Source organism: Synechococcus sp. A10-1-5-1 (assembly GCF_023115425.1).
Taxonomy (GTDB): Bacteria; Cyanobacteriota; Cyanobacteriia; order PCC-6307; family Cyanobiaceae; genus Vulcanococcus.
In genome coordinates this window covers 704075-730475 of sequence record NZ_CP096032.1, presented here as the reverse complement: position 1 = coordinate 730475, position 26401 = coordinate 704075, and the positions used below count along the sequence as shown (strand labels likewise).

The following is a 26401-nucleotide window of genomic DNA, read 5'->3' as shown; positions in this document are numbered from 1 at the left end:
TAGGCGGATCCTATGGATGGCGCCCCCAGGCCCGCTCGATTAACTGCCTGCTTCCAGCGCTTTCGCGAAGGGATCACCCCTAGGTTCGATCAACTGTTTTGGCGAAGGTGTTCAGTCCGATGGCGGCGGCAGGCACGGCATCGGAGGCCCTGAGCGAGCGCGAGAAGAGTCTTTGCAACGGCATCAACCCCTGGCTGGCGCCGGTGGCGATGGTGTTGACCCAGGACGTGGCCTTGAAGGGCTTTTTTGGTGGTGGTCTGACGGTTCTTGGCCGCGAGAACCTTCCGGCTGAGGGGCCGGTGCTGCTGGCACCAACCCATCGTTCTCGCTGGGATGCACTGATGCTTCCCCACGCGGCCGGCCGCCGAGTGAGCGGCCGGGATTGCCGCTTCATGGTGACCAGCGATGAGATGACCGGTTTGCAGGGTTGGTTTCTGCATCGCCTGGGGTGCTTCCCGGTGAACCCCCGCAAACCCGCGGCCGCGTCCCTTCGCTTTGCCGTCGATCTTCTCGGTGGCGGCAATCAGTTGGTGATGTTCCCGGAGGGGAAGATCAACCAGCACGATCCGGCCATGCGCCTGATGCCGGGGTTGGCCCGCCTGACGGCCCTGGCGGAAGGTCAGGGTGTGGCGGTTCAGGTGGTTCCAGTTGGGATTGCCTATGGCCATGCCAAGCCGCGTTTTGGTGATCAGGCCGCCCTTTGCTTTGGCGCTCCGATGCGCCTTCAAGGCACCGAGCGAGAGCAGATCAATGCCTTGACAGCAGAGCTCACGCAGAAGCTGGAGGTCGCAGAGGGGTTGGCGCGGCAGGCGGTGGGGCGCCCTTTGCAACGCCCGTAGAGTTCACCCACTTCGCAAGTGGTCCCGTGCGCCGGCAGCTCGCCGCCTTCAGCCTCTCCGCCCTGGCGGCGGTTGTCCCTGCTCTCCTCTCGCAATCCGCCCTGGCCCAGGACGCCCAGAAGGTCCTGGCCTCCCCCAGCTCGGGCCTGAACCTGAGCGCCATCAAGGCCAAGGTGGCTGCCGGTGATGCCGCCGCTGCCGCTGGCAACCTCGAGCAGGCCAAGGCTGACTACGACTCGGCTCGGGAAGGCGCCCAGAACCTGACCCGCTTCTACCGCAGCCTCAGCGGTTCCTTCCGCGGCCTCGATGCTCGAATTCCCCGCGAGATGGATCAGAAAGGCCGGGACGCCTTGGAACTGCAGGCCAAGATCGACCTGCGTCTGGCGGCTCTGCTGCGCCGCATGAACCAGCCGGCCGCCGCCGTTCCCCTGCTGGTGGAAGTGGTGCAGATCACCACTCCGGCCAACCCCATGGGGCAGAAGGCGTACCAGAGCCTGCTCGAGTTGGGCTTCGTTACCACTCCCTTCGCCGGTGGTTCGGCCGCGGGCAACTGAATTCAGTGGCCCGTCTTCTTACAGTTCCAAGCTCACTGATCTGAGGTCATGGTTCATCCCGACCAGGTGAAGGCCGCCATTGGCGTCGCCCTTCCCGATGCCTGCGTTGAGGTGGAAGATCTCACCGGCGGCGGAGATCACCTGCAGGTGAAGGTGGTTTCCTCAGCCTTTGAGGGGCTCAGCCGGATCAAGCAGCACCAGTTGGTCTACGGCGCGCTGCGCTCTGAGCTAGCCAGCGAAGCGATTCACGCCCTCGCCCTGCAGACCTCAACCCCCTTCTGATTTCTCGATTCATCCCATGGATTCCGCCATCAAACAGCGCCTCGATCAGTTGGTGGGCAGCAGCCCGATCTTCGTCTTTATGAAGGGCAGCAAGTTGATGCCCCAGTGCGGCTTCAGCAACAACGTGGTGCAGATCCTCAACGCCATGGCTGTCCCCTTTGAGACCTTTGATGTCCTCTCCGACATGGAAGTCCGTCAGGGCATCAAGGAGTACTCCGAGTGGCCCACTATTCCCCAGGTCTATGTCAATGGGGAGTTCATTGGCGGCTCGGACATCCTGATCGAGATGTATAACTCCGGTGAATTAAAAGAGAAACTTGAGATTGCTCTCGCTAGCTGATCTTCTGGTTTGACTGAAACGATCGGGGCCCTGCTGGGCCCCTTTTTAGTGCCCGGAGACGCCAGGGAATAGGTCTTGGCCAAACTCAAGGACTCCCACGATCAATGCCTGCTTTCGCCCTCTGGCGCTGAGGGTGTACCCCATCCAATGAGTGAGCCTGATCCCAAAAGGGGATATCGGGATTAGAAGTTGGAGCGATTGGATAGGTACCGGCTCCACGAGGTAAGGGATGTCTATCCTTGTTGACCCCCTGCTCTGGCTCATTGAGCTGATCGCTGTCTTCATCGCCTTGAGCATCTATGGGGCGATGTGGAAGGGGGCTCAAGACCAAGCCCAAAAGGGCTGGTTCATTGCCCTGATCTGGGCCGTGGCACTGGTTGCGGCGCTCAATGGCCTGCGGGCGGGCTACATCCTCATGAGCTGATAGCCCTGAGCCGCCAAACCTGGGAATCCCCCACAGACATAAGGCAGTTACACCTGAGTCTCATGAGACAGCTGTTGCGGTAAGTCCGCGGCGGCGTGCAGCACTTTCGGTGATGCGCTTTTTGCAAGCTTCTGGATATGACTACAGTTTCGCTACAGGCTTAACGGCGGCGCGATAGCAATTGCAGTGTCTCATTGGCTTTTCGGTTATGTCTCCGCTTCGAAAAAGGGTTGATCAAAGGACTTGTAGCCCTTAAGAATTTCCTCATATTCCATTCACTCGGCATGCCCCAGGACCCTTGTCTCGCCATCTCCTCCACCGCAGTGCAGGCCCCTCGTCGCTATGAGCTGGCCATCCGCAAGCCGCAGCGCATGACCATCACCGTGCCTTGGGCGCTCTATGAGCGGATGCTCAAGCAGAGCGATGTTCAGGGTCGTTCGCTCTCGAACTTGGCTTGCCACTGGCTTGAGCTGCACGGGGACCAGTTGGATCGAGCTGGGATGTTGAGTCACTAGGGGCACCAAGCCTTTGCTTAGGGCCAAAGGCTTGGCTCGGCTGCCGGGGCCATGTGATCGCTGAGATCCCTTGGCCAGGCTGGGTTGGATGGATGACTCCGGCGAACTCCAAGAGACGCTGGAAGTGGCCCTGGCTAGCTGAATAAAAAAGGGGCCCTCGGGCCCCTTTCCTGTGCAGATCGCGGAACTAGTTGCGCCCCGTCTCGTAAAGGGTGCTCATGTCGCCATTGGGGCCGATGAAGCTGGAGGGATCCATGATCCAGCGGTCCACCAGTTCCTCCAGGCGGCGCTGGGTAATGGGATCAAGCAGGGCCGACCGCCGCAGGGCATGCAGGTAGCCGTCGGCATACAGCCTCAGTTCCGATGGCGCGTGGTAGCGATCCGCCAGGGACTGGCAGGCATCGCAGAGCGATTGGAAATGGCGGATGGCGTCGGGGTTCTGCAGTGCGGTCATGGTTCGAGAAGAGGGCCTCGACCCGGTGGCCAGATATCAAGGCAGCGCCTGATACCGATGAGCCTTTGAAATTACCGATAGCGTAGTGAGAATCAAGGAGAAGGGCGTGTCCACCACACCTCCCAGTCCTGAATCGAATCTCAAGCGGGTTCTGGTGGTGGATCCTCACCCCACCTTGCGCACGGTTCTGGCTCAGCGGCTGCGACAGGACGGCCATCTCACCGCTGCTGTCTCCACCGCCTCAGAAGCGGTCACCCTCTGTGAGGACCTCACCCCTGATCTGCTGGTCGCCGCCGAACTGCTCGAGGAAACGTCGGCCCTGAAGCTGGCCGGTCAGCTGCGCTGTCCCGTGATGGTCCTGACCGCCCGCTCCGGCTCCGAGCCGGTGGTCGCTCTACTCGATGCTGGCGCCGACGACGTCCTGCGCAAGCCCTTCGGTTTGGAAGAACTGGCCGCCCGCTGCCGCCTGCTGCTGCGCCGCAGTGGCACCGGTCTGCAGGAGCGGGTCTGCGTGGGTCCGCTCGAGGTGCATGTCCTCTTGCGTCAGGTGACCCTGCGGGATCAGCCCGTGGAGCTCAGCCCCCGGGAATTTGCCCTGCTCTGCGCCCTGCTCATGCCTCCCGGCATCATTCGCAGCCGCAGTGAATTGCTGCGCATGGCCTGGCCGCCCTTCAGCGGTGGTCCCCGTTCGGTCGACACGCAGGTGCTGACCCTGCGGCGCAAGTTGGAGCAGGCCGGCCTTGGTGAAGGTGGCGGCATCGAGACCGTTCGGCAGCAGGGCTACCGCTTCAGCCTCGACACGATTCCGGCCGATGGACTCAGCTCAGCCCCGTTGACGGGAGCACCCATCGCCCGCTGAGCAGGGCCCAGCCGACCATCGCCTCAAAGGCGAGCATGGCGGTGCAGAGTCCGGCCAGAAGCTGATAAGTCCAGGGCGGGCTGATCCGGCCGATAGAGCTGGTGTCCAGACCTGTCTTCTGGCTGAACTGGCCCAGGAATCCCTCGAAGGCTTGCACCCGTTGGGGGAGTAGGTAGGCCGAGCCGTCCTCTGTTCTGACATAGAACACGCGGCCCCCCTGGCTGGTGGCCACAGGGGTCAGGCCCTTGACCTCATCCCAGTTCAACGACCAACCGCGGCGCAACAGCCAGGAGCACCAGCTGGGATAACCCACCTGAAGGCCGCTCTCACTCAGGCTGACCTCCTCGCTCACCAGGGCCCAGACCAGCAGGAGTCCCAGGGGCAGGGCGCCAATCAACCAGGGCCGGAGCTCGGCCGGGGCCAGCCAGGGCAAGGGGAAGACCAGGGCCAGGTAGAGGCTGATCAGGGTGAAGCGAATCAGCGGTGCCATCGGATAGCGCTGATCGCTCATCGGTCCTCCGGGGAACCGGGCAGCGGTTCAATCACGCTCGAGGGTTGGTAACGCCCGCCAAAGACCTCCTGCTCGCGTCCCTTCCAGAACTCACCCAGGCGCATCAGATCGGCGTGGGCCTCGCGCAGCTTCTCTTCGAATTCCACGGGATTCATCGTGTCCTTGGCCTCCTTCAACTTGGTCAGCCGCAGCAGTTGCAACATCCAAGGTTTGGAGAGTTCACCCCGCTGCTCGAGGTAGCGGGCCAGCTCCTCGGAATTCGGCATGTGGGCAGTGAGCAAGACGAGGGGGCACCCTATGGAAGTGGTGTCAGCTGCTGCGAGTTCGGGTTTCTGTTTGCCCCCAGCCTGGGCAGCGGATGCCGTTGTCTATCAGATCTTTCCTGATCGCTTCTGCCGCAGTGGGCGAGCGCCCCAGCAGGACGACCTGCTGCTGGCGCCCTGGGGTAGTCCCCCCGATCAGCACCACTTTCAAGGGGGTGATCTCTGGGGCGTGCTGGACCGGCTCGATCACCTCCAGGGCCTGGGGGTGAGCTGCCTCTATCTCAATCCGATCTTCAGCTCGGCCGCCAATCACCGCTACCACGCCTACGACTACTTCCAGGTCGATCCGCTGCTGGGCGGCGAGCCGGCCTTTGAAGCGCTCTTGGCGGAGCTCAAACGCCGGGGGATGCGGCTGCTGCTCGATGGGGTCTTCAACCACTGTGGCCGCGGCTTCTGGGCGTTTCATCACCTGCTGGAGAACGGCCAGGCCTCGCCCTACCGCGACTGGTTCATTACCGAGCACTGGCCGCTGAAGGCCTATCCGGCGCCGGGGGAGTTCTGCGGTTACCACGCCTGGTGGAGCGACCCGGCCCTGCCGAAGTTCAACCACGCCCATCCCCAGGTTCAAGCGCATCTGCTGGCGGTCGGTCGCCACTGGATCGAGCGGGGGATCGATGGATGGCGCCTCGATGTTCCCGATGAGGTCGAGCCGAGCTTCTGGGAGGCCTTCCGGCGGGAGGTGCGCGGGGCCAACCCCGAGGCCTGGATCGTCGGTGAGATCTGGGGTGAGGCGCGCCAGTGGCTTGGCGGCCAGCACTTTGATGGGGTGATGAACTACCGGATCGCCTGGGGCACTCTGGGCTGGGTGGCGGCTGGAGCCCTCGCCAAGGGACACCGGCGGGAGTCGATTCCCTACCAATGCCTAACGACGGTCGGCTATCGGGCGCTGCTGCTCGAGACCCTGGGTTGGTATCGGCCCGAGGTCAACTGCGCCCAGCTCAACCTGCTCGATAGCCACGACGTCCCCCGGGCCCTGCACATGCTCCAGGGAGATGTGGGCGCCTTGAGGCTGGCCCTCGTGCTGCTCTTTGCCTTACCCGGAGCGCCCTCGATCTATTACGGCACTGAAGCCGGTCTCTGCGGCGGGGAGGAGCCGGCCTGCCGCGAAGCCTTCCCCTGGAAGAACCGACCCCTGGAGCTGAGTGCCTTTATCGCGGCACTCGCCCAGTTGCGTCGAGATCATCCCGCCCTTCGCTCGGCTGACCTGGAACTCGAGCCCCTCGGGGAGGACGCGCTGGTGCTCATCCGGGGAACGGGGGCCGATCAGCGGCGGCTCGTGCTGAATCGCAGCCGGGACTCAGACTTGGCACTCCCTGACGGCAGCCGGCTGGGGCCCCAGGACTGGGTGCTCTTGGCCTAGTCCGGCAGGGCCCAGGGGTTCAGGCCGAGGTCCGCGCCGATGCGGTGGGCGCAGGCAAAGCCGCTGAAGGCCACGGCGTTCAGGCCTTGACCCGGGAAGCAGGAATCGCCCACGCAATAGAGGTTCTGCAAGCCGGTGCGGTTGAAGGGCATCGGCAGCAGGCCAGGCAGGCGCAGGGCCGGGATCGGGCCATAGCTGCCGCCCATGCGTCCCAGGAAGCGGCGGTGGGTGCGGGGGGTGCCGATCTCCTGGTGGCGGATCGCGCCGCCCAGGCCCGGGAGGATGGCTTCGAGGCGCTGCACCAGGCGAGCGGCATCGGCGGCCTTCTTGGCCTTGTAGGCGCTGGGGCTCAGCTGCTTCCAGGCCTGGATGTCGCTTGGGGTGAAGCTATGGACGATGTGCCGCCCTTCCGGCGCCAGGGAGGGATCCAACAGGGTGGGGATCGAGACGAAGATCACCCCCTGCTCGTCCTCCATCGCCGCCCAGTCCTCCAGCAGCAGGTGGTGGCAGTGGAAGCCCTCGGGGATCACCGAGGCCTCCACCCCGAGGTGCAGGGAGAGGAAGGAGGGGGAGGGCTTGTAGCGCCGGCGCCAGGTGGATTCGGCCTTGGGGGTGTGGGCGGCATCCACCAGCGGTTGGCGCACCGAACCTTTGCCCGCAAAGGTGTCCCAGCGGGTGGCGTTGCTCACCACGCGGCGGGCCTGGATCGTCTCGCCGTCTGCGAGTTTCACGCCGGTGGCCTGGCCGTTCTCGATCAGCACCTCGGTGACCCGGGCCTTGTAGCGGATCGCGCCGCCGTGGCTCTCCAGGCCCGCCACCAACTTCTCGGCGATCACCCCAACGCCTCCCTTGGGGTAGTTGATGCCACCGGCATGGCGATCGGAGAAGACCATTCCGGCGTTAATCATCGGGGTGAGGTCTGCGGGCATCACGCTCCAGCAGAAACACTCCATATCGATCAGCTTCAGCAGCTGCTCGTCCTGGATGTGTTTGCGGGCCACATCGCCGACGTTGAAGGGCAGCCAGCGGGCCAGCCCGAGGCAGGCCAGGGGGGCCTTGAAGAAGACCTTGGCCAGATAGGCCGGGTCCTCGAGCGACAGCAGCGGCATCGCATCGAGGCAGTTGAACACCTGCCAGCAGGTGTCATAAAAGGCGCGGATGCCCTGGGCTTCGTGGGGGAAGAGCCCCGTGAGGCGGGCGATGAAGGCCTCGTAGTCCCGGTCGACGGCGACGTTCAGGCCACCCGGCAGGTGGTATTCGAGCTGGACTGGATCGGGGACCGTCTGGCAGTGCTGCCCCACATCGGCCAGCGCTCGGGTCAGCAGGTTCGTGTGGCCCTTCTCCCCGAAGCCAAAGATCATCGAGGCACCCACATCAAAGGTGTAGCCCTCGCGGCGGAAGCTGCCTCCGGATCCCCCGGGGATCAAATAGCGCTCCAGCACCAGGGTCTTGGCGCCTTTGGCTGCCAGCTGGGAGGCCGTGACCAGGCCGCCGATGCCCGAGCCGATCACGATCACGTCCCAGGAGGGCTTGGTCACGGCAGGGTCTTCCGAAGCAGGTCGAACCCTAGGCGGCGAGCGGGGTCTGCTCGCAGAAGGGGGCCAGATCGCTCAGGGCCCGGTCGCGGTAGGCCCCGTAGCGGCGTCGCTTATCGCGGATTCGCTCGGGTAGCTCCGGCAGCAGGCCGAAGTTAGGGGGCATCGGCTGGAACTTCTCGCTGGGGGCCTCGGCGATGAAGTGGGTCAGGGCACCGCACATGGTGGTGTGGGGCAGCTGAAGCGGTTCCTGGCCGCGTGCCAGGCGGGCGGCGTTGGTGCCGGCCAGCCAGCCGCCGGCGACGGCCGCGGCGTAGCCCTCGGTGCCGGTGATCTGCCCGGCGGCCAGCAGGGTGGGGCGCGTTCGGAACTGCAGGGTGGGATCCAGCAGCTGGGGCGCCTCGAGGAAGGTGTTGCGGTGCATCACCCCGAAGCGCACGAACTCGGCGTTCTCTAATCCGGGGATCATCCGCAGCACCCGCTTCTGCTCCCCCCACTTGAGGTTGGTCTGGAAGCCCACCAGGTTCCACAGGCGCCCGTCCTTGTCCTCCTGGCGCAACTGCACTACGGCATAGGCGCGCTTGGCTCGGCGCACGTCGCGGTCATTGACATCCCCCCAACGGGGATCCCAGAGGCCAATGGGCTTGAGGGGGCCGTAGCGCATCGTGTCCTCGCCGCGGCGGGCGAGTTCCTCAATCGGCAGGCAGCCCTCGAAGAAGGTGGCGTTTTCCTTCTCGAAGTCCTTGAGTTCGGCCTGCTCGGCGGCCAGCAGGGCCTCGCGGAAGGCGAGGAACTGCTCCTTGTCCATCGGACAGTTGATGTAGTCGGCGTCTCCCTTGTCGTAGCGGGAGGCCCGGAAGGCGATGGAGAGGTCGATGCTCTCGCCCTCGACGATCGGACTGGCGGCGTCAAAGAAATGGCAATCGCCTCGGCCGGTGAAGGCTCGCAGGTCTTCTGCCAGGGGTTCGCTAGTGAGGGGGCCGGTGGCCAGCACCGTGATTTGCTCTGGTCCCGGTAGCGCCAGCTGCTCGTCGCGCACCACCGTCACCAGGGGGTGCTTCTCGAGGGTTTCGGTCAGGGCGGCGCTGTAGCGGCCGCGGTCGACCGCCAGGGCGCCGCCGGCGGGGACGGAATGCTTGTCTGCGGTCCCAATCACCAGCGAGCCGAGGCGGCGCAGCTCCTCCTGCAGTAGGCCCGCGGCTCGATCACTGCTGAGGGCACCGAAGCTGTTGCTGCAGACCAGCTCGGCAAATTCGCTGCTGTGGTGGGCGGGGGAGCGGCGCACGGGCCGCATTTCCACCAGCCGAACCTGGATGCCGGCCCGGGCGATCTGCCAAGCGGCCTCGGTTCCGGCCAGGCCCGCCCCGATCACCAAGACGGATTGGGAGCTGGATTGAGACACGCGAAACCGGCTCCGCCTGAATTGATCAGGCTAGGAGCCGGCGGGTGGGCGCTTGCCCTTAGCCGTTGGCGCGCTTGAGCATCATCTGCAGTTGGCCCACGGCGGCGCGGCCGATGTTGAAGACAGCCCAGCTGGCGGCCAGAAGGATCGGGGTCACAACAAGCAGGAGCCGTGCGTCCATGACTGGGGGTAAAAGGAGTGACGTGATCTTACGAACTTCTGCTCCGTCCAAGGCTGATGCTCTGAGGTGCTGATCGATTTCGCAGTAATTGAATGGTTATGGGTTAGTGGAAGCCCAGGTCCGTGGAGCGGCCGGCGTGGGCCATGGCCAGTTGGCGGTAGCGCCGGGCGTGCTCCCGCTGCTCGGCGGCCTTCTCCTCGGAGAGCTCGCGTTTGACCTGGGCTGGAGCACCCATGACCAGCGCCCGGGCTGGCACGTCTTTGGTCACCACCGAGCCCGCCGCGACGAGGGCTCCCTCTCCAACGGTGACTCCGTTGAGGACGACCGCTCCGATGCCGATCAGGCAGCCGTCTTCGAGGGTGGCCCCATGGACCACGGCCCGATGGCCGATGGTGACGTCAGCTCCGATGAGCACCGGTTGGCCCGGATCCCCATGGAGCACGGCCCCATCCTGGACATTGCTGCCTTCTCCGATAACGATCGGGCAGACATCAGCGCGGGCCACCGCGGTGGGCCAGAGACTGGCGCCAGCGCCCAGTTGGACGTCCCCAATCAGCACGGCGCTCTCCGCAACCCAGGCATCGGGATGGACGGATGGCTGGGGCCACGGAGCGCTGGCCATGGGCTTGCTGCAAACGACGCGTTAGCGGCCATTCTCGGGGGGTTTGAAGGCGGGACCCTCCGGGTGATACCTTCACTCGGTGCCCAGTGATGGGCGCCCCCAAACGACGGTGTCTAACCTGCGTTCGGAGGGTCGTTAGCTCAGCGGTAGAGCACTCGGCTTTTAACCGATTGGTCCTCAGTTCGAATCTGAGACGACCCATTTTTGAATCGCTCGATCGTTCTGGCAGCAGCCGAGACGGTCGAGCTTTTTTGTGTCTTCCCCTTAGCTCAGCCAGCTGAAGACCAGCTCCAGCAAGGCGAAGCCCAGCAGGCAGAAGCCAGCCAGTAGGGACAGGGTTGGTGGCAAGTACAGGGCCTGTTACGCCTGAATCCGTTCTAGGCCTCCTCCAATGCCGGCTTGGCTGCCAAAAGCACAGGACACAAAAAAAGCGAGCACCAGCCCGCCTCGAGAAACCTCTTACGAATTGTAAAGGGTCTCTCAGGACCAATGTGAGACGCGCTCTTGCTGGGTCCTGGCCAACCATCCAGCCTGCGCCCCTTGGGATCGTGAGGCAATGGGTCGAATGGCTGATTGCCCAGGCTGGATCCCACGGTGATGCTGTGTCCATCGAACCCGGAGGCGTCCCCATGGACGACACGCCACCTCGCTAGCAGCAGAAGCTCGCTGACCCAAGGCCCCTGCTCCAACAGTCTTCACCCATCCGTAGGGCAGGTCGTCGGACCGGACACTGATTAGGGACGTCTGAGCCGTCGACACTCCATCTGCACCGCCTCAGGTGCCCCAGGAGAAACCAGCCCCACACCTGGACTCTCTGGCCCCAGGCGCCACACCAGCCGCTTCACAGAATCTGCATCCAAGACCCCCGGCCATTTGGTACGGGGGTTTTTGGTGGCCGCCTAGAGCAGTTGATCGAGCTCGAGATCCGGCCGTCGCAGGAGGGCAAAGACCGTTCCGGCATTGCCGCGGCAGATCCGTAGGTCCTGATCGACGACGGTGATGTCGAGCCAGGCGGGGAAAGACTGCTTGACGTTCTGGAGCCACTGCAAACGCTTGCCCCCAAGGCTTGGGCCAACCCAGCCGCCGCGGCGAAAGCTCACGCGCACCCTTTGCTCCAGGCCTGGGTCCAGGGCGATCTCGGCTTCGACGGCGATCCCCGCGATGGAGGCGAGGGGGCCGACTAGGCGAAGCAGATTGACCCCCCGTCCCTGGGATGGCGCCAGGCCCTGGAGGTTCTCCAGCCAAGGAGCGACCGATAGATAGGGCTGCTGGCTGCTGCTCCAACGCAATTCCCAGACCCCTTCGAGCTGCTGCAGGGTGATGGGGTCCGATAGATCGGCCGGCTGGTCGCGCTCCAGGGCTTCAATCAGGGCCTCGACTTGCTGGCGCTGCCGGTTGGCACTGCCCCTGGGTTGCTGCCGCAGGATCTCAAGCAGTTCACTGCGCTCGGGGGGCTTGTCCTTCGCCATCAGGCCTCTAGAACCTGTAGGCGGGCGTGGACCGTCAGGCTGACCTCGGCTTGGGTGTCGACGCTGAAGGCACGCCAGTTGGCTTTGGAATCGGGGCGTCCCTGGAGCTGCCCCCACTCAATGCGTTGCCCGCCGTAGGTGAGCCCAACGCAGGTCAGGCTCTCGTCATCGGCCAGGAGGCTCCAAAGCAGGGCGAGCTGGCTGCGCTCATAGTCCTTAGGCACTGCGCTGGCCCCCTCGCTGGCCACGACGCCGGGTTCCAGGGTGAGGGTCAGATCCCGCTCCCAGCTCAGAAAGCGACCGTCGTGGGTGGGATAGAACCAGCAGGTTTCATTGACTGCCTCCAGCAGTGAGAAGCGGTCGATGCAGTGGAGGGCGTCCGGATCCGAGCTCCGCTGGTAGATCCCGATGGCGTTGCCCTGGGGGTCAAAGCAAGGGATCTCCGCATCACAGATCAGACGCCGAAGCGATCCGCCGCTACCGGGGTCCAGCTGGCCGTCCCAGGGCAGATCGGCCAGGGCCTCGTTGCTGGTCTCGCCTGCGGTGAACAGGCGCAGGGAAAACCCCGTGCTGGGACCCTGATGCTGAATGGAAACGAGATCAGCCCAGGTGGTCTCTCCTTCGGGCAGCAGCGCCAGCGGAGCGATGAGGAACACCAGGGGATGGGCCATGGCAGGCATTCTGACGAGAGCGGCCCATCACTCCATAGATTCTTAAGCAAATCCGTAGCGCGTTTTGTCCTTTTTGCCCCGGTGGTCCGTTTGACAGCGGCCGTTTCTTCCCCCTCTCTCCGGCCGATCAGGGCCGCCCAACAAGAGTTCCCCAGCAAGGCGGAGGTGCTCAGCTGCCTGCCTGAGGAGTTGCTGCGCCATGACCCGCTGAAATCCTGGGGCAGCTTGGCGCTCTCCCTGGGCCTGTCCCTTTTTGCCTACGGGCTCGGGACCTTGATTCCCCTGAGTTGGGCTTTCTTGCCGCTTTGGCTGGTCTACGGGATGGTCACTGGGACTGTGGCCATGGGCTGTTGGGTGCTTGCCCATGAATGCGGTCACAACGCCTTCCATCCCAATCGCCGGGTCGAGGGGGTTGTGGGGTTTGTCTTGCACAGCCTGCTCCTTGTTCCCTACTACTGCTGGGCCCGTAGTCATGCGGTGCATCACGCCTACTGCAATGAGCTGGAGCGTGGTCAAACCCACGTCCCTCCTCGGGCAACCTCGCGCTCCGGGCAATTCACGCAGGCACTACGACGGAAACTCGGCCGCCGGCTCTCGGGTTGGGTCTCCCTGTTCAACCACGTGGTGCTCGGCTGGCCCCTGTATCTGCTGATGGGCGTCACCGGCGGTGAGGCCTACGGCCGGCCCGTCTCCCACTTCCGGATGCCGGCCCAGGGCGTTCCCTTGCAGCGCCCGCTCTTCCCGACAGCCTTCCGCCGTTGGATGGTGCGATCGAATGTCGGTCTGCTGGTGGTGCTGGCGGGCTTGGTGCTGGCCGCCATTCAGTTCTCACCCCTGCGGGTGCTGGCCGTCTATGGCCTGCCTTATCTCGTGGTGAATGGCTGGCTGGTGGTCTACACCTGGCTTCAGCACACCGATGTGGAGATTCCCCACTACGACTCTCAGCACTGGACCTGGGTTAAAGGTGCCCTGCAAACCGTCGATCGGCCCTATGGCCCGCTGATCAACCTGCTGCACCATGGGATTGGCTCGACCCATGTCTGCCATCACGTGAACTCCACGATCCCGCACTACAACGCTTGGCGCGGTACGGCTCTGCTGCGGCAGCGCTACCCCGAGCTGGTGCGCTTTGACCCCACCCCGATTCATCGAGCTCTTTGGCGGGTGGCGACCCGCTGTAGTGCGGTGCGGCAATCCCCGGTGGATGGGGCCTTTTATTTCTGAGCCATGGCTGATCACAACGGACGGCAGCTCAGTACCCGCGAGATGGTGCGGGCCCACGCCTACCCGGTGCTCGCGGCCGTCGCCAGCTTCAGCCTGCTGGCGATTGCGCTGCTGCAGGTGCCCCAGGCGGTGAAGACCCATCGCTACAACCGCTGTATCGATGCCCAGGTGAGCCTGCGCAGCGCCAGCAACCTCAAGGGTCAGCAGGGACCGGGCAAGCTCATTTACCTGAAGGCTGTTCAGCACTGCGAGGGGCTCTAGGCCCCAGCGGAGAGGTCCTCCTCCCAGAGCCCCATCCGAACTAACCATTGGTTGGATTGGCTGCGCTGCCAGCCGTGGTCGAGCTCCAGGACATCGGCAATGGAGACCATCAGATCGAAGAGCTCCGCTTCAAAACCGCCGCGTTGATCGGCCAGGGTTTTGAGTTCCTGGGCGAGTTGCAGCAGCTCGAGTTCCGCCAGCCAGTCCCCCTTTTCAAAGGAGTGGCGGCGGGGACTGGGGGCAGGGCGCCGCTGGCTGAAGAGAGGCAGCAGTCCAGTTAGCAGTTGGGTTAGGTCTTGAAGTCGCAAGGGTTCAGTGCGAAGGCCCCCTAGGGTTCCGGGGCCAAAGGGATGGGACGCAGTCCGCAGGCCTGGCGGCAATCGAGCCATTGGGCCAGAGGGATCCCCAGGCGGATGGCGATTTCCGAATCGGCGAGGTCCAGTTCCAGCCAGCGGCGGGCCTTGACCCAGAGCTCGCGGTAGCGATGGCTGATGCGGACCGCGAAGCCGGTGTCGCGCAGGTGATGCAAGAGCTCCCCTTTGACCTTGCTCACCAGGTAGCTGGAGGGGCGGTAGCCCTTGCGGGAATCGAATTGGGCCGCGCCTTTGCAGAGTCCTTCGTAGGCCGGGCTGAGCAACTCGTCGAGTGGCATGCCCCAGCGGCGGGCTTGTTGACGGGCCAGGCCCAGGTGCTGGCTGGCAAAGCGGCGTTGCTCTGGGGTGAGGGGCGTTCGCATGGTGTGAAAACAGGTGCGGGAGGCTACCCGCGGCGACAGAAGCCAAAAGAAGGCCAAAGAACGGGGCAGCCTGAGGGCTGAAAACCCCAGTGACGGAGATCAGCTCCCCACAGCTGTGCGCAGAAGCGCCACGGTTGTGGGCGGCGGTGGGGAGATGGCGGAAGCCAGAACCGGGAAAGAAAGCCCGGAACCCATGGCCACCCAATTGCTCTTGACCGCCCACCACCGCCAGGCGATGGCCATCGCCTGCGAGCGGGGGATGTGGCTGCCCTTGCCTCTGCCGCTGGACAAGCTGCCAACGCTTTTTTATCTTTCTGCACTGAGTCCGGCGGCGGAGGCGATCAGCACCATCGCTAAGATCAGCTGCTTTGAGCCCTGGTCTGGGGATCTCTGGCTACCGATGCTCGGGCGGCTGTTGCCGTTGCCCCGTCCTGTGCCTCTGGGGGATTGCCAATCCCTCGCGGGATGGCTCCCGAGCCGGAGTGATCAGTTCAAGTTGCTGGATCTGTTGCCGCTTCTTGAGGCCCCGCAACTCAGTGATCTGGTGTGCGGCAGGCCAGGTCGCGGGGGCGCACAAGGCCGTGTCCGAGCCCCCAGGCGATCAAGGCGCGCTGGTCACGAACGCCAACTTTGCGGTACAGCGCGCTGAGTTGACGGCGGATCGTGTCGCTGCGGCGTTGCTCCAGCGCCGCGATCTCCCGGCTGTTGAAGCCCCGGGCGAGCAGCTCCAGCAGGTGCTGCTCGTTGTTGCGTAGGGGAATGAGCCGCGGGGGTTGTTCGCGCAGCCGCTCCCCCAGCAGGGGATCGAGAGACTGCAGGCCGCGCATCAGCATCAGTACCGCCTGGAGCAGCCGGCCGCCGCCGCAGTGTTGGCGGCAACAAAGACCAGCCGCTCCACTGCGCCAGAGCTGGTTCAGTCGCTCTTGCGCAATCGAGGCATCAAGGCAGACCAGAACCGTGGCCTGGGGCAGTCGCTCGATTAGCTCCAGGGCCCCGCCATCGGCCAGCTCATCATCACAAATCAGCAGCAAGTTGTGCTGGCTGGGGAGTGGAAGAGCGAGTAGTTCAGCGATGGAGTCTGCCGCAAACTCACAGCCCTCGAGCAGCAGGGACGCAATCCCAATCAGGCGTTCATCGGCAGAGCAGACGGCAATCCTCCAGCCCTGCTGCAGCTCGGCAATGGCCCGCTGTAGAGCCTGAATCTGCTGGCGGGTTTGCTCAGGATTCACGGCCCCTGGATTGCCATCTGCTCTCTAGCGCTAGAGGCGCGTTGGGGTCTATTTCTTTGGTTTTGGATTAGGAAGCTATGGTCCTAATTGTGCAGGTCTGGGTGTCATTCCAGCTGCGGATCAAGGCTTCTAATTGACTGGACTGAATGTGTTTCTGCGCGGTGCTCAGCTGGGCGGCAAGCCAGCTCAGGCTGGGCTGAATTCCCCTGCGCCGGAGGCTGTCCTCGCTGAGTTGTTGGGCCTTGAGCACCAGGGCGGCCTGATCGCGGGGGAAGGCAATACTGCGGCGGCTGCGCTGGCAAAAACGCAGCAATCCGCGGCGGATCCAGAAGCTGGCGTAGGTGGAGAAGCGATAGCCCCGGGCTGGATCAAATTTCTCAGCGGCCCTCAGCAGGTTGAGGGCCCCTTCCTGCAGCGCATCGGCCGTTGATGCATCGTCTGCGCTGAGCTGGCTGTGCTGTTTTCTCCAGCTGAATCCCACCAGGGCCAGGTTGTGCCTCACCAGTTGATCCCTGGCCCGTCGTCCTCGCTTGCGAATCGCTGGGGGCGCCTGATCAGGCCCGCCTGGATGCTGCTGCCAGCGTTGAATCATGCGCGCCAACTCCAGCACGCTGCGCTCGGGAAGGGGCGGATGCAGGCGGCTGACCCAGAGCCAGTGGCGCACGGATGGATGCATGCGAACTCCCGGAGCTACCTGGAGTGTTCCCTGCCGTTTCGCGGATGCGCCGTGGCTAGAGATCGGTTATGAACAATCCATTCCGCCAGCTGCTTCAGGCCGACGAGCGTTCCTATTTCTGGATCAAGAAGAAGCTGGGCTTAAAAACCGAATACCAAGGGGCCTGGTTGGCCTGGATCGTGGGTCTGTTGATGGGTCTGCTGATCGGAGCGCTCTGGCTCTAGTGGCCGAGGAGTTCCTGGCCGCGGCGGTGAATCGCCTGGGCGTAGTCCGTCCAGGTGCCGTGGCCCCAGTAGCGAAAGCAGCTGGTCTCAAGCAGCAATACATGCAGTAGGGCTTCCTGATAGTCGGGGTCACCGGGCGTGGGTGTTGGGTAGCGCTGGTGGAAGGCTGCGCTGAGTTGCACCATGGGCTCGAGAACGCTCTCGTAGCCCTTGACCCAACTGAGGTCGTTGGTCCAGGAGGCCCCTTCGACATTGCATCCGGCGTCGATGCGCTCCTGCAGCTGCGCGCCCGTCCAGTGCTCTCCGAGGCCGCTGAGGAGTTGTCGCTGGCCGGCCGCCTGGATCGTGGGGTAGTGCTCGGGTTTGCAGCCTTGGGCCTCGAGCAGCTCCAGGAATTCGCTGCCGTTGATGGCGGCAGTCCCCGGCTTGCCGGCGCAGCGCTGGTTGGCCTGGATGAAGGCCTGGGGGAACTCGTTCATCATCACGCCCCCGTTTTCACCGTCGGCGATCTGGGAGACCAGGGACGGCACGCTGATGGCTCCCAAGGGGAGCCGATCGCGGCTGATCGCCTCGTAGTAGGGCTGCATCTGGCCGACCAGCTTGGTGTCGGAGCCCTGGGTCTTGATCAAGGCGGTGATCTCCCGCCGCTCACCCCGTCCATTGCGGGCGATCAGGCGATTGGGCAGGTACTTCTGGGCTTCGCTCAGGGGTTCGCCGGTGAGGGTCTCCACGCTGTGCTCCTGGAGCAGCAGCCAGCGGTACCCCGCCTGCTGCAGGGCTTCCACCAGTGCAAAGAGGGTGTCGGGGTGATTGGGCAGGGCCATCTCCGGTAGGGAGAAGCCGCGCACCCGCTGCAGGGCCTCCAGGCCGAAGGCCGCGGCGAACTGGTGCTGCCAGGCCTCGATCTGCAGCTGTAGATCCGGGATCGGCGTGGAGGGGGCGACGGCGTGGCCCCAGAAGCTGCCGAGCCACTCGACGTGCCGTTGCATCTCGGGATCACAGGCCAGGTAACGCCAGGCCTCGGTGATGTCGCTGCGGCCCATCTGCTCGGCCCCCCAGAGCAGATTTCCGGAGATGTCGAGCATGATCCGCGGGCTGCAGCCCTGCTCGGTCAGTTGGGGGATCAGATCGGCCAGGCGCCGGTAGCAGTGCGCGAAGGGTTCGGCGTTGTGGTTATCCCCCTCGCCGGGGTGCTCCAGCATGTACTGCAGGTGGGAGATCAGCGCTCCATCGGGGCCGGCCGGGATGGTCGGCTGATGCATGTGCAGCGCGCAGGCAAACCCCGAGCGCAGCTGATCGAGCTGCAACGGCGCCTGCCCAGACCAGTAGGGACCGCCGGCGGCCATGGCGGAGCGGATCTCGGTTTCGCGGCCGCAGAGGTGGGGCCTGATGGATGCGCTCATGGAGACGTTCGAACGATTGGACCGAGCTGCTGTGTTCCGGTGGATTTCCCTCGGCTCCACCGCGAAGAGGCCAAATAGCCATGAGAACTATTGCCTAAAGAAGACCGGATCTCTGATCAAGACAAGATTTTTTGCCCCCAGTGATAAGATTAAGAAAAGATGAAAGGCAAGTATTTGCTCATAGCTTTGAGGTGATCCTATGGCCAAGCTCGAATACAGGTCCGCTCGAGGCTCGACGATTCATTCAGTGCCAGGTGTGAGCAGCGCTGAGAAAATCTTTTATGCCTGTAATCGCGATGGTCTTTGTGCCTATTGCGAAGACTTCGCAAGCGCAAAGGATTACGTCGAGTTGCTTGAGATCGGTGACCTTTCTCCTGCTCAACAAGGACGGCGGCCTTTCCCTCGCCGCCGATCACAGTGAGTGATCTCAAGCGCCTTTTGGCTGTGTCATTCCTTGAATTAGCAATGACGCATTGGGTGGTCGTCGCCACTCCGATAGAAGGCCTTGCAGGACGGTTTTGTGTCTGATGGCCCAGGCCGTTTGGTCTTATGAGCGGCCACCACAGTCGCCGTGATGAATAGCGCGAGCAGGATGCCGTCGGTGAGTGGGTCCATCAGCCTCTCCGTGGCTGTCTCTGGTCTAGCTCTGCCTGGGTGTCTTGAGCTTGGATCCGCCAGGAGCGGTTCAAGCGTCCAGTGCAGCTGCCACAGCTTCACGAGCCTTTGAAGAACCTCGTGGATGGCAAGGTCCTCGCAACTGGTGATGGGAGTGCGTAGTCCGTTGCGTTGGGCAGGCTCAGGTGATGAGCGAGGTTGCTCTCGCAGCTCAGTTTCGTCCCGAACCAGTCGATCCGGGTGGTGCCCTGGTGCTCCCAGAGCTCCACGCCGCGGGCGGTGTAGCGGGCGCCGCTGCCGGAGCGGGCGCGGTCAAGTGCGATGTGTTGATCGCCGATGGCGAGATCAGCGCCGCTTGTCGTATAGGCCACCGAGATGGCGTCCTTGCTGCCGCGGCACTGCAGCGGTTTGCGCCAGAAGACGCTCAAGGTGTAGTCGCCCTCGCGGTTGAAGCGCAGGCCCTGGACACTGGCGCTGCGCTGATAGCTCTGCCCCTGCTGATCGGCCGGGAAGTGAAAGGCCCAGCGCTGGCCCATCAGGACGTTGACGTTGCCCTGGCGTTGGGAGAACTGACAGGGGCCGGACTCCACCGCAAGGGTATGGTCATGGCGGCTGAGCTGGCACTAGGCGAGGGTGCTGTCGGCCCGGGCGGGGAGTACATGCCCCAGGCCCAGGAGCGCCAGGAGGATCAAGCGCGAGCGGGGCATGGTTCCTGCGGCATGGGCTTGCCGTCCAACTGTGCAGAGGCCTGCCGGTTCTGCCCACAACACGCTCGGACAAAGAAAAACCCCCGGGTATACCCCGGGGGTTCAGGTTTCCTCTGGAGCGTTAACGCCTCACTTCTTGGTCATGGCAGCGGCACCGCCGAACGCTGCACCGACGATGGCGATGACGGCAAGGATTTCCATGGCTGAAGGTCTTGGGGTGATGGACATCACTGTCACCTCTGCAGCCCTCCTCTTTTGTTCAATCTGAACTCAGTTCACAGAATCTGGTTTCCGTTGCTACTGATGGGGAAATTGCTTCGCGAATGCGCGTTGTCCTGACGGGAGAGCGCATCAATACCTATTTCTTCGCAGGTGTTCAGAGCGGACAGTTCACTTCTGTTGGTCTCCCAACCCTGAAGACATCACCCGTCCATTGGCCATGTATTCGACGTCCAGCTCTGGTTCCCACCATGTCCGCCCTGCGGTGCAGCAGGCGGTCTGGAGCTGGCGTGAGGAACTGATGCGCCAGTCCCATTGCCATCCGGCAGAGCTGCTGCGCCACCTCCATCCCGCTGAGGGCATGCCGCGGCGCTGAAGTCAGCCCAGAGCTCGGTACTTCTGCTGCTTGATTAAGGGCTAGGCGCTGTGCCTGGATGGAGGCATGACGCCTGAATTGGCTGCTGACGTTCTGGAGGCGCTGTTGCTTCTCCACGAGGAGCTTTCGGCTGACCCCGAGGCCCCTTGGTACGTGGGAATGCCGGATCAGACCCAGGTGCTGCATGACGAGCTCTGGTTGCTGGCTGGGGCTAACCCCGAGATCAAAGGCGCGGCCTTGGTGGAGCTTTGGTACAGCGGTGGCCACTCCAAGCTGCTGCCGGTGAAGTGCACCGGTGAGTTGGTGAGCAGCCGCCATCAGTTGGTGGATAGCGCGGTTTAAGAGGTTCTGGCTGGGAGCCGATGGCAGCTGTAGCTTGCGGCCAGCAAGGGCGTTGAACCATGCAACACAGCGATCTGGATTCCTGGATTAAGGAGATTCCCTCGACCTATCACGCCACGATCACAACCTTGAGCGTGAAAGCGTCTGAGGTGGATCAACTCAAAGCACGCATTCAGGAGTTGGAGGACGAGAACGAGGACCTCAAGCGCAAGCTTGCGATTGCCTCTCCTCAATAGGTTCCTAAGAACTGCTAAGGCCTTCTGACGTACACGCCATCGTCCTTAGCTTGGAGCCGTAGCCAGACTTTGTGGAACGCAAGGCATGGGTACGGGATGTTCCACCGCCGGTAGGAGTACCGGCGTTTTTTTTTTTGCAAGACGATGGCATCAGGCCTTGTGGTGAAGCCTTCGGCACGATGGAGTGCATCGAGGCCTCTCCGGCTCGGTAGCAGTCGCTGGCGAAGTGCCCCCGTCTGCCACCAGATATAAAAAAGCCGTTTATCAAGCCGGCTTATTGCAACACAACTGTGTTGAGCACAGTTGCAGCTAGTGAGGCCATGTCCAACGCGGTGCGTGGTTGAGACGTTTGATCAGGCCCTCACCGCTCGATTGGTCCTAACGGCTCTTTGCTCGCATCAGTGGCCTGCAGTGGGGCCCGAGGGTGGCGCGCTTGATCCGGTGATAAGGTTGAGTTGAACACAAGAGACGTTGAGCGCTGGTCCGCAACGATCCAGCTCCTCAACCGGATAACGCGATAGCTGAGACCATCCATCCTTCCTTCGTGACGTATTTCTCCCGTTAGAGCGATACGTTTTTCAGGATCTTCTTACAAGAGTCACCCCCCTTGCTAGGGCCCTCAGTCATGCACCATGACGGGCATCGGCTCGACTGAGCGTTTGAATATCGAACCGTTGTTCATCTCAATCCGAGAACAAATGGAACGACAATCTCATTGGCATCTGTGTTCTTATACCCTCCAGTTCGTGATGTATGCACATTCCACGCCTAAAGCCCAGCATTCACTCTGATCCATCTCACGACGATCTCTGGTCGGCTCAAGCCAAGCGCTATTACCGCCTTGGTCTGAAGTCGGATTCAGTCCAATCCGGAACGACTGAAGTGAGCTATCAGGATCTCGTCAGCGGCGAGAGGGTGATTTGCGCATAAGCCATTGCACTGTCTTTTGGCATGGTTATGCAACGGTGGCCTGATCCATGGCCCAGCATTCCGTCGCTCCGCCTGAAAACAGGCACACCATGGTCATGTCTGGGTCAATGACCCTGTAGGTCGATCCGTCTGCAAAGTTCTTCAGCCTTGCGTGCAAGTGGGCAAGGTCGTGGTCTGGATGTTCCTCGGTTTGTCCCCAACCCTTGCTGGTGAGTCTTTCGATGATGAACACGCCCGTCTCGGAGGTGGGGCCACAAGGTCGGTCAGTTAGAACCCTTTGGGTGAAAACGACAGAAAGTTCTTGGGATCACGCCACTGATGGGGGACTGAAAGGTCTCGCTCGGCACCGGCCGCTACCGCTAGCGCTAGCGCTTGCTTTCTCCAGTCGCGCGTGATGCGTCGCCGTGATGTTGATTGGCTTCTCACTGAGCCCCCTGCGTTCAAGAGCGCATTTGGCGTTCTCTGGGGGGGGGCTGATCGGACTGGTTGATCCCAAAGTGAATCAACTGATTTTTGGTCAAATCAAATAGCGAAGAGAGAGTTGGTTCAGTCACCAACCTTCGGCAATGTGATGGCTGTTGTGATCCAAAGCCGAGCCCCAAATGAAGAGTCTTGGCACCTTGAAGGTAGTAAACGCAATCATTTCAAGGCTTATTTGACCGCATTAGCGAAGGCACGGGTCACGGGTCGGATCTATCGCCTTGTTGATCGTGATGGAGCAGTGCTCGAGCAGATTGATAAGCACCCTTCTCGAGGCTGAGGCGCTTGGCTCGCGCCAGCAGCACCCATGCCTTGCCTTGATGCTCATCAACCACTGAGATCACTCGGGCCAACAACTTGGAGAAAGCCTGGCTCTCACCAGGTCAAGCGGGTTTGAGCGGCACCGCCTTATTCCGGTGTGCCTGAGCCAACCCAGTTCGGGCTGTGCTTGATCACAGCCGAACAGAACTGCAACAGCTCCTGGGGCGTCATGTCGTGCTTGGCGTCATTGGTGCGCCAGGCGCATATCACGAAGTCGGGTTCTGCTTGGCTGCTGCGCTGATCAATGGTGGGGAGCATCGCGTAGCGCTTTTTGCTTTCGCCTTTGCCCGTGGCGGCCTCCCGGTTGTCGTAGGTGCCGATCAGCTCCCAGGCGAGCCATTCCCCAGTCCAGTGGTCGCGGCCCTCTGAGGCCAGCACCGCTTCGTGGATCGCCAGGCGGTATTGCTGCACGTTGCCCTTGCCACCGCGTTTCTGATCGCGCTTCGCCAGCGTCACCGCTTTGCGCTGCACCCAGCCTGGGTAGGTGCCTTTCGCGGCATCCGGCATCCAGTCGGGGGCGGGGGTGTTCATCGCGGGCCCGTGCGCATCTGAAGCATCCTGATCTAGGCCCGCTGGGCACTCATGGCCTTGTAGCCGGGGTACTGATGTTCAGCGATGCTCCGCCCTTTGTCGATCAGCTTCACCGCCCAGGTGGCTTGGGCCATCGCCCTAGTCCCCGCTGCTGAAGTTCAGCACCAGATCGCCAGCGTCATCACGCTCGATTGTGAACTTGAAGGAATCCACGGTGCCGCTCCAGATCCCCTCATCGGGGTCGGCGGATTCCCCGCGCTGCTGGGAGACGTCGTGGTCAAAAAGCTGCTCAAAGACATGGGCCGCCACGATGGCCGCCTGGTCCTCATCCATCTCATCGAGCTCATGGGGCTCGACCGTGCAGCCCTCCAGGGTTTCGGCATCGAGCACGTTCCCCGATCCCAGATCCTCCACCAGGGCCAGCAGTGCGTCGTCCATCGCTTCAGGGTGCCTGCCTTCATGGTGAATCCAGGAGCCCCGGCCGTCCAGGGTTTGTGCATGCAAATCCAGCAGCCCTCGCCAACATGGAGGTAGTGCTCCTGGTCCTGGATGCGACGTTTCACCTCGCTGGCCGGGATCGCCCTGGCCCTGGCCTTAAGCGGTTGTGGTAGCTCCCCCAAGACCAGTGCCACCGGCGCGCCGCTGGTGACAGCTCCGATCACGATTGAGCTGGATCAGAAGATTCCCGCCAAGAGTCAGGGGGTGATGGTGCGCGGTGATGAGCGCACGACCTTTCAGGTGGGCTTCGGGCGCTTGGGGGTGACCTGCGCCAAAACTCGCTTTGAAGAGGGCTACACCCCCCTGGGCCGCTTCAAGGTCAACGCGATCCTCAGTAACGATCGCTTTGAGATGGATCCCAAGCTGATCGCCCAGTCCGGCAAGAGCAAGGCGGAGCTCAGGGAGACCCTGTTCAAGAACATGAACGCCATCGACTTCAAGGGCGATGGCGAGATCGGTGAATACGGGATCGGTTACATCAGCCTGGAGCCGATCGATAGCGTCAAGCAGCCTTTTGCCTTCAACACCTACGACGGCAAATTCCGCTGGTACAGCTTTGCGATCCACGGCAGCAACAACGAAAAGCGCATCGGCGAACAGGTCACCGGCGGTTGCTTGAACGTCTCTGAACCCACCCTGAAGGCGATGCTCGCCTCGGTGCAACTCGGCGATGCAGTTGAGGTCAAAACCGATGGCCCCTGCACGCCCTAGGCCGCTGAACATCGATCACGCCCAGCGCCTGCGGAGCCTCTGGACAGCCTGGTTCCTCTGCCTGCTGTTTCATACCGACTTGGGCTTGATGCCGCTCTTCCATGGCCTTTCGCCAGAGATTGAGAGCCATGTCACCCCCGAACGTCTACCCCTGGTGTTCTGGGCGATGTTGCTCTACTTCCTCGTTCCGCTTGGGGCCTATGTCCTGACCAGCTACGCCTCCAGTGCCCCCGGTTGGCGGCGCTGGCGCTGGTTTCAGTTCGGCCTGAGCGTGGTTTACACCTTGACCAACGTTGCCCATTTCCTCGTCGACATCCTGATTCCTGATTCCCGCTCGGATCAGGTGTGGCTGATGGCAGTGATGTTGCTGCTGGGGCTGCTGATTAATGCCGAGAGCTGGCGCTGGTGCCGCTCCAAATCGTCGTGGCACATTTGAAGCAGTGCCCCTGAGCTGCGATGCCCTTGATCAACGTCCGCACATCGTTGCCTGAGCTGGCCGATGCCGCTGGGCTGCTCCAGGAGCTCTCGGCGGCCTTGGCCCAGCAGACCGGTAAGCAGGAGGCCTATGTGATGACGCTGCTGGAGACCGCGGTGCCGATGACCTTCGCGGGCAGCACCGAGCCGTGCGCCTACGTCGAGATCAAGTCGATTGGTGCCCTTAAGCCCCCGGCCATGACCGCGGCCTTCTGCAAGCTGATCGAGGCACGCACCGGCATTCCTGCCAAGCGGATCTATGTGGCCTTTGAAGATGTCAAAGCCAGCAGCTGGGGCTGGAACGGCAGCACCTTTGGCTGAACCAACTCAGTCCAGCTGCGCGCGTACCTTCTTGACCGCCAGCCCGGCTTCGGTGGCGGTGCCGCCGGCCAGCAGCAGCAGGCCGATCAGGCCCACCAGTTGGTTCTGCGCTTCGGCGGCGGGATCGGCGTTCTGTCCCAGCACGGCTCCGGCGACAAACCAGGCCGTGGCCAGGGCCGAGGTGATCCAGTAGGCCTTCCAGCGCCGCTGGTAGAGGTAGCCCGCCCCCAGGCCAGGGACCACGTTCAAGAGCACCGCCACCCAGCCGGCGGAGGCGGCCAGGATCTGTTCGCGGCTGGGCATGGCTGATGGGCGTTCGGGCGCCGACCCTAGGCAATCCATTGCAGGACGACCGTTCGCTGACGCGGCCCGTCCAGTTCCACCAGGATCACGTCTTGATAGGTACCCAGCACGGGCTTCCCGTCTTGAACGGCCACCATCACCTGGTTGCCCAGCAGGAGGGCCTGCAGGTGTGCGTGGGCGTTGCGCGGTTCATCGGCGGGGATGTTCGGCCGGAGCTCGAGGTCGTTGTGTTTCCAAGGCCGCTTCGCTGGGGCGATCTCCGCGAGCCAAGCCTCCAGGTCCCAGATCAGGCGCTCCTCCAGCTCGTTGATGATCACGGCTGTCGTGGTGTGCTGACCGCTGATCAGCACTGCCCCGTTCTGGGCGCCTTGCTTGGCGATGAAGCGCTGCAGTGCTTCGGTGATCGCGATGCACTGAAAGGACTCTTGCGTTGGAATCTGCAGGCGTTCAACGGTCATCGCGGGCCCCTCTGGCTACGGTCAGCATGAGCGGTGCAGGGGCGATGGAGCGTTGGCGATCCTGCCCAGCCCTGGCTGATCAAGACGAGGCGTTTCTCGCGTCCGTCGCGGACTATCTCGCTCAGCTTCAAGCGCTTTCTCATGAGCAGCGTCACTGTCTGGCGCTTTTCAAGGTGGCGGAGTTGGTCAATGCCTTGATTCAGATCAAGGAGCGCCGCGAGGCCGTTGATCGGGTGGGTCCGGAGTTGGCCCAACGCTCCTTTGCCCTGGTGCGCTCGGTGATCCGCAATCGCACCCTCCCCTACGCCGGTAGCCAGAGCCAATGCCTCAGGGATCCGCAACTGACGGCAGTGATCGATGAGGGCTGCCGGCTGTTTCATCTCGGCAAGACCAACAAGGACCTCTATCAACAAGCGCTGGCCCTCTCTGCAGCGCAGTGCCTGGCCCTGCAGGATCAGCTGGGGCCAGCTCTCGATCAGTACCTGCAGCTCTCAGGTTTGGTGGTTCCCAAGACGTTGGTCACTGCGGTGCGTAAGAGCTTCATTGAGGCCTACCGCAGCTAGAGCCTGCTGGATCAGAGCTCGCTTTGGCATCACTCTGGCCGATTGGATTGAACGCCTCATGAGGTCCGCTTGCTCACGACTTGAGGGCGATGCTCTGGTGGTGCTAGCCGACTTTCTCGCTGATTGGTTGATGCTTGTCCTGAAGCAGAACTGCGGCAAAAGCTGAGCAGTGATGCCAAGAAAACGTCCGCAACCGAGTTCATCAATACTCTCCTGAGTAAA

General features: G+C 62.9%; 39 protein-coding genes and 1 tRNA gene. 19 read left to right on the top strand and 21 right to left on the bottom strand.

Annotation, left to right across the window (positions count from 1 at the left end; all coding sequences use genetic code 11):
- The first annotated feature begins 107 nt into the window (after positions 1-107).
- The 6 genes from MY494_RS03895 to MY494_RS03870 all read left to right on the top strand — a co-directional run bounded on the left by MY494_RS03895 (position 108) and on the right by MY494_RS03870 (position 2954).
- Positions 108-839, top strand: coding sequence for a lysophospholipid acyltransferase family protein (locus MY494_RS03895; RefSeq protein WP_371820706.1), 732 nt, complete (start codon positions 108-110; stop codon positions 837-839).
- Between the two features lie 26 nt (positions 840-865).
- Positions 866-1393: a hypothetical protein gene (locus tag MY494_RS03890; protein WP_247911436.1), complete on the top strand. Its 528-nt coding sequence runs from the start codon at positions 866-868 to the stop codon at positions 1391-1393.
- Positions 1394-1441: 48 nt separating this feature from the next.
- The gene (locus MY494_RS03885) at positions 1442-1675 is read left to right on the top strand and encodes a BolA family protein (protein ID WP_247911435.1); all 234 of its coding nucleotides are present in this window, start codon (positions 1442-1444) and stop codon (positions 1673-1675) included.
- A 16-nt stretch (positions 1676-1691) separates the two neighbouring features.
- Positions 1692-2015, top strand: coding sequence for a Grx4 family monothiol glutaredoxin (gene grxD / locus MY494_RS03880; protein ID WP_247911434.1), 324 nt, complete (start codon positions 1692-1694; stop codon positions 2013-2015).
- Positions 2016-2244: 229 nt separating this feature from the next.
- Positions 2245-2439 carry a hypothetical protein gene (locus tag MY494_RS03875; protein ID WP_247910437.1) on the top strand — a complete coding sequence of 65 codons (195 nt, stop codon included), beginning with the start codon at positions 2245-2247 and terminating at the stop codon, positions 2437-2439.
- A gap of 284 nt (positions 2440-2723) precedes the next feature.
- The gene (locus tag MY494_RS03870; RefSeq protein WP_247911433.1) at positions 2724-2954 is read left to right on the top strand and encodes a hypothetical protein; all 231 of its coding nucleotides are present in this window, start codon (positions 2724-2726) and stop codon (positions 2952-2954) included.
- 187 nt (positions 2955-3141) lie between these two features.
- On the opposite strand, the gene MY494_RS03865 is transcribed toward MY494_RS03870, so the two are convergent.
- On the bottom strand, positions 3142-3408 hold the full coding sequence (locus MY494_RS03865; RefSeq protein WP_247911432.1) for a DUF6761 family protein: 267 nt from the start codon (positions 3406-3408) through the stop codon (positions 3142-3144).
- Between the two features lie 106 nt (positions 3409-3514).
- Here MY494_RS03865 and MY494_RS03860 point away from each other — a divergent pair, with 106 nt between their 5' ends.
- On the top strand, positions 3515-4267 hold the full coding sequence (locus tag MY494_RS03860) for a response regulator transcription factor (RefSeq protein WP_247911431.1): 753 nt from the start codon (positions 3515-3517) through the stop codon (positions 4265-4267).
- Here MY494_RS03860 and MY494_RS03855 read toward each other — a convergent pair.
- On the bottom strand, positions 4227-4778 hold the full coding sequence (locus tag MY494_RS03855) for a hypothetical protein (RefSeq protein WP_247911430.1): 552 nt from the start codon (positions 4776-4778) through the stop codon (positions 4227-4229). The two genes, MY494_RS03860 and MY494_RS03855, sit on opposite strands and share 41 nt — an antisense overlap.
- Entirely contained in the window at positions 4775-5044 is a 270-nt protein-coding gene (locus MY494_RS03850; RefSeq protein WP_247911429.1) for a hypothetical protein, read from the bottom strand. Before MY494_RS03850 ends, MY494_RS03855 begins: the two co-directional genes overlap by 4 nt.
- Before the next feature lie 31 nt (positions 5045-5075).
- Here MY494_RS03850 and MY494_RS03845 point away from each other — a divergent pair, with 31 nt between their 5' ends.
- Positions 5076-6461, top strand: coding sequence for a glycoside hydrolase family 13 protein (locus tag MY494_RS03845; RefSeq protein ID WP_247911428.1), 1386 nt, complete (start codon positions 5076-5078; stop codon positions 6459-6461).
- On the opposite strand, the gene crtH is transcribed toward MY494_RS03845, so the two are convergent.
- The 4 genes from crtH to MY494_RS03825 all read right to left on the bottom strand — a co-directional run bounded on the left by crtH (position 6458) and on the right by MY494_RS03825 (position 10201).
- Positions 6458-7999 (bottom strand): carotenoid isomerase, encoded by a 1542-nt coding sequence (crtH, locus tag MY494_RS03840; RefSeq protein ID WP_247911427.1) that lies wholly within the window; start codon positions 7997-7999, stop codon positions 6458-6460. The two genes, MY494_RS03845 and crtH, sit on opposite strands and share 4 nt — an antisense overlap.
- Positions 8000-8027: 28 nt before the next feature.
- Positions 8028-9398: an FADH(2)-oxidizing methylenetetrahydrofolate--tRNA-(uracil(54)-C(5))-methyltransferase TrmFO gene (trmFO, locus tag MY494_RS03835; RefSeq protein WP_247911426.1), complete on the bottom strand. Its 1371-nt coding sequence runs from the start codon at positions 9396-9398 to the stop codon at positions 8028-8030.
- A gap of 58 nt (positions 9399-9456) precedes the next feature.
- The gene (locus tag MY494_RS03830; RefSeq protein WP_185187962.1) at positions 9457-9579 is read right to left on the bottom strand and encodes a photosystem II protein Y; all 123 of its coding nucleotides are present in this window, start codon (positions 9577-9579) and stop codon (positions 9457-9459) included.
- Positions 9580-9682: 103 nt separating this feature from the next.
- Positions 9683-10201 (bottom strand): gamma carbonic anhydrase family protein, encoded by a 519-nt coding sequence (locus MY494_RS03825; RefSeq protein WP_247911425.1) that lies wholly within the window; start codon positions 10199-10201, stop codon positions 9683-9685.
- Positions 10202-10330: 129 nt separating this feature from the next.
- Here MY494_RS03825 and MY494_RS03820 point away from each other — a divergent pair.
- A tRNA-Lys gene (locus MY494_RS03820) sits at positions 10331-10402 on the top strand.
- A 698-nt stretch (positions 10403-11100) separates the two neighbouring features.
- Here the strand turns inward: MY494_RS03820 and MY494_RS03815 are convergent.
- Both MY494_RS03815 and MY494_RS03810 read right to left on the bottom strand, forming a co-directional pair.
- A complete protein-coding gene (locus MY494_RS03815; RefSeq protein ID WP_247911424.1) occupies positions 11101-11670 on the bottom strand; it encodes a PAP/fibrillin family protein in 570 nt (189 codons plus the stop codon).
- Complete coding sequence (locus tag MY494_RS03810) at positions 11670-12341, bottom strand: hypothetical protein (protein ID WP_247911423.1); 672 nt, start codon at positions 12339-12341, stop codon at positions 11670-11672. Before MY494_RS03810 ends, MY494_RS03815 begins: the two co-directional genes overlap by 1 nt.
- 165 nt (positions 12342-12506) lie before the next feature.
- Between MY494_RS03810 and MY494_RS03805 the strand changes: the two genes are divergently transcribed.
- The gene (locus tag MY494_RS03805; protein ID WP_247911422.1) at positions 12507-13565 is read left to right on the top strand and encodes a fatty acid desaturase; all 1059 of its coding nucleotides are present in this window, start codon (positions 12507-12509) and stop codon (positions 13563-13565) included.
- Positions 13566-13568: 3 nt separating this feature from the next.
- Positions 13569-13826 (top strand): hypothetical protein, encoded by a 258-nt coding sequence (locus MY494_RS03800; protein ID WP_247911421.1) that lies wholly within the window; start codon positions 13569-13571, stop codon positions 13824-13826.
- On the opposite strand, the gene MY494_RS03795 is transcribed toward MY494_RS03800, so the two are convergent.
- The 5 genes from MY494_RS03795 to MY494_RS03775 all read right to left on the bottom strand — a co-directional run bounded on the left by MY494_RS03795 (position 13823) and on the right by MY494_RS03775 (position 16467).
- Positions 13823-14134, bottom strand: a complete 312-nt coding sequence (locus tag MY494_RS03795) for a hypothetical protein (RefSeq protein WP_247911420.1) — start codon at positions 14132-14134, stop codon at positions 13823-13825. The genes MY494_RS03800 and MY494_RS03795 overlap by 4 nt on opposite strands.
- Positions 14135-14154: 20 nt before the next feature.
- On the bottom strand, positions 14155-14562 hold the full coding sequence (locus MY494_RS03790) for a sigma factor (RefSeq protein ID WP_247911419.1): 408 nt from the start codon (positions 14560-14562) through the stop codon (positions 14155-14157).
- A 99-nt stretch (positions 14563-14661) separates the two neighbouring features.
- Positions 14662-14853, bottom strand: a complete 192-nt coding sequence (locus tag MY494_RS03785) for a hypothetical protein (RefSeq protein ID WP_247911418.1) — start codon at positions 14851-14853, stop codon at positions 14662-14664.
- A gap of 242 nt (positions 14854-15095) precedes the next feature.
- On the bottom strand, positions 15096-15791 hold the full coding sequence (locus tag MY494_RS03780; protein ID WP_247911417.1) for a DNA-binding response regulator: 696 nt from the start codon (positions 15789-15791) through the stop codon (positions 15096-15098).
- 67 nt (positions 15792-15858) lie between these two features.
- Positions 15859-16467 carry a sigma factor gene (locus MY494_RS03775; protein ID WP_247911416.1) on the bottom strand — a complete coding sequence of 203 codons (609 nt, stop codon included), beginning with the start codon at positions 16465-16467 and terminating at the stop codon, positions 15859-15861.
- A 68-nt stretch (positions 16468-16535) separates the two neighbouring features.
- Between MY494_RS03775 and MY494_RS03770 the strand changes: the two genes are divergently transcribed.
- On the top strand, positions 16536-16691 hold the full coding sequence (locus tag MY494_RS03770; protein ID WP_247911415.1) for a hypothetical protein: 156 nt from the start codon (positions 16536-16538) through the stop codon (positions 16689-16691).
- On the opposite strand, the gene MY494_RS03765 is transcribed toward MY494_RS03770, so the two are convergent.
- The 3 genes from MY494_RS03765 to MY494_RS03755 all read right to left on the bottom strand — a co-directional run bounded on the left by MY494_RS03765 (position 16688) and on the right by MY494_RS03755 (position 19479).
- Positions 16688-18094, bottom strand: a complete 1407-nt coding sequence (locus tag MY494_RS03765) for a glycosyl hydrolase family 57 (RefSeq protein WP_247911414.1) — start codon at positions 18092-18094, stop codon at positions 16688-16690. The genes MY494_RS03770 and MY494_RS03765 overlap by 4 nt on opposite strands.
- Before the next feature lie 713 nt (positions 18095-18807).
- Positions 18808-19299 carry an MliC family protein gene (locus tag MY494_RS03760; protein ID WP_247911413.1) on the bottom strand — a complete coding sequence of 164 codons (492 nt, stop codon included), beginning with the start codon at positions 19297-19299 and terminating at the stop codon, positions 18808-18810.
- A 33-nt stretch (positions 19300-19332) separates the two neighbouring features.
- The gene (locus MY494_RS03755; RefSeq protein WP_247911412.1) at positions 19333-19479 is read right to left on the bottom strand and encodes a hypothetical protein; all 147 of its coding nucleotides are present in this window, start codon (positions 19477-19479) and stop codon (positions 19333-19335) included.
- A gap of 376 nt (positions 19480-19855) precedes the next feature.
- On the opposite strand from MY494_RS03755, the gene MY494_RS03750 reads away from it, so the two are divergent.
- From MY494_RS03750 to MY494_RS03740, 3 genes are all read left to right on the top strand, one after another.
- Positions 19856-20011 carry a hypothetical protein gene (locus MY494_RS03750; RefSeq protein WP_247911411.1) on the top strand — a complete coding sequence of 52 codons (156 nt, stop codon included), beginning with the start codon at positions 19856-19858 and terminating at the stop codon, positions 20009-20011.
- 66 nt (positions 20012-20077) lie between these two features.
- The gene (locus MY494_RS03745) at positions 20078-20353 is read left to right on the top strand and encodes a hypothetical protein (RefSeq protein ID WP_247911410.1); all 276 of its coding nucleotides are present in this window, start codon (positions 20078-20080) and stop codon (positions 20351-20353) included.
- Positions 20354-20412: 59 nt separating this feature from the next.
- Positions 20413-20589, top strand: coding sequence for a hypothetical protein (locus MY494_RS03740; protein WP_247911409.1), 177 nt, complete (start codon positions 20413-20415; stop codon positions 20587-20589).
- Between the two features lie 1818 nt (positions 20590-22407).
- Here the strand turns inward: MY494_RS03740 and MY494_RS03735 are convergent.
- Both MY494_RS03735 and MY494_RS03730 read right to left on the bottom strand, forming a co-directional pair.
- A complete protein-coding gene (locus MY494_RS03735; RefSeq protein WP_247911408.1) occupies positions 22408-22851 on the bottom strand; it encodes a hypothetical protein in 444 nt (147 codons plus the stop codon).
- Positions 22852-22989: 138 nt separating this feature from the next.
- Complete coding sequence (locus tag MY494_RS03730; RefSeq protein ID WP_247911407.1) at positions 22990-23289, bottom strand: hypothetical protein; 300 nt, start codon at positions 23287-23289, stop codon at positions 22990-22992.
- Between the two features lie 111 nt (positions 23290-23400).
- Between MY494_RS03730 and MY494_RS03725 the strand changes: the two genes are divergently transcribed.
- The 3 genes from MY494_RS03725 to MY494_RS03715 are packed head-to-tail and all read left to right on the top strand — an operon-like array spanning position 23401 to position 24855.
- The gene (locus MY494_RS03725) at positions 23401-24060 is read left to right on the top strand and encodes a L,D-transpeptidase (RefSeq protein WP_247911406.1); all 660 of its coding nucleotides are present in this window, start codon (positions 23401-23403) and stop codon (positions 24058-24060) included.
- Positions 24041-24496 carry a hypothetical protein gene (locus MY494_RS03720; protein ID WP_247911405.1) on the top strand — a complete coding sequence of 152 codons (456 nt, stop codon included), beginning with the start codon at positions 24041-24043 and terminating at the stop codon, positions 24494-24496. Before MY494_RS03725 ends, MY494_RS03720 begins: the two co-directional genes overlap by 20 nt.
- 20 nt (positions 24497-24516) lie before the next feature.
- A complete protein-coding gene (locus MY494_RS03715; protein WP_247911404.1) occupies positions 24517-24855 on the top strand; it encodes a phenylpyruvate tautomerase MIF-related protein in 339 nt (112 codons plus the stop codon).
- A 6-nt stretch (positions 24856-24861) separates the two neighbouring features.
- Here MY494_RS03715 and MY494_RS03710 read toward each other — a convergent pair whose 3' ends face one another.
- A complete protein-coding gene (locus MY494_RS03710; RefSeq protein ID WP_247911403.1) occupies positions 24862-25158 on the bottom strand; it encodes a hypothetical protein in 297 nt (98 codons plus the stop codon).
- 26 nt (positions 25159-25184) lie between these two features.
- The gene (locus tag MY494_RS03705) at positions 25185-25616 is read right to left on the bottom strand and encodes a secondary thiamine-phosphate synthase enzyme YjbQ (RefSeq protein ID WP_247911402.1); all 432 of its coding nucleotides are present in this window, start codon (positions 25614-25616) and stop codon (positions 25185-25187) included.
- A gap of 26 nt (positions 25617-25642) precedes the next feature.
- Between MY494_RS03705 and MY494_RS03700 the strand changes: the two genes are divergently transcribed.
- The gene (locus MY494_RS03700) at positions 25643-26179 is read left to right on the top strand and encodes a hypothetical protein (protein WP_247911401.1); all 537 of its coding nucleotides are present in this window, start codon (positions 25643-25645) and stop codon (positions 26177-26179) included.
- Positions 26180-26401 lie beyond the last annotated feature (222 nt).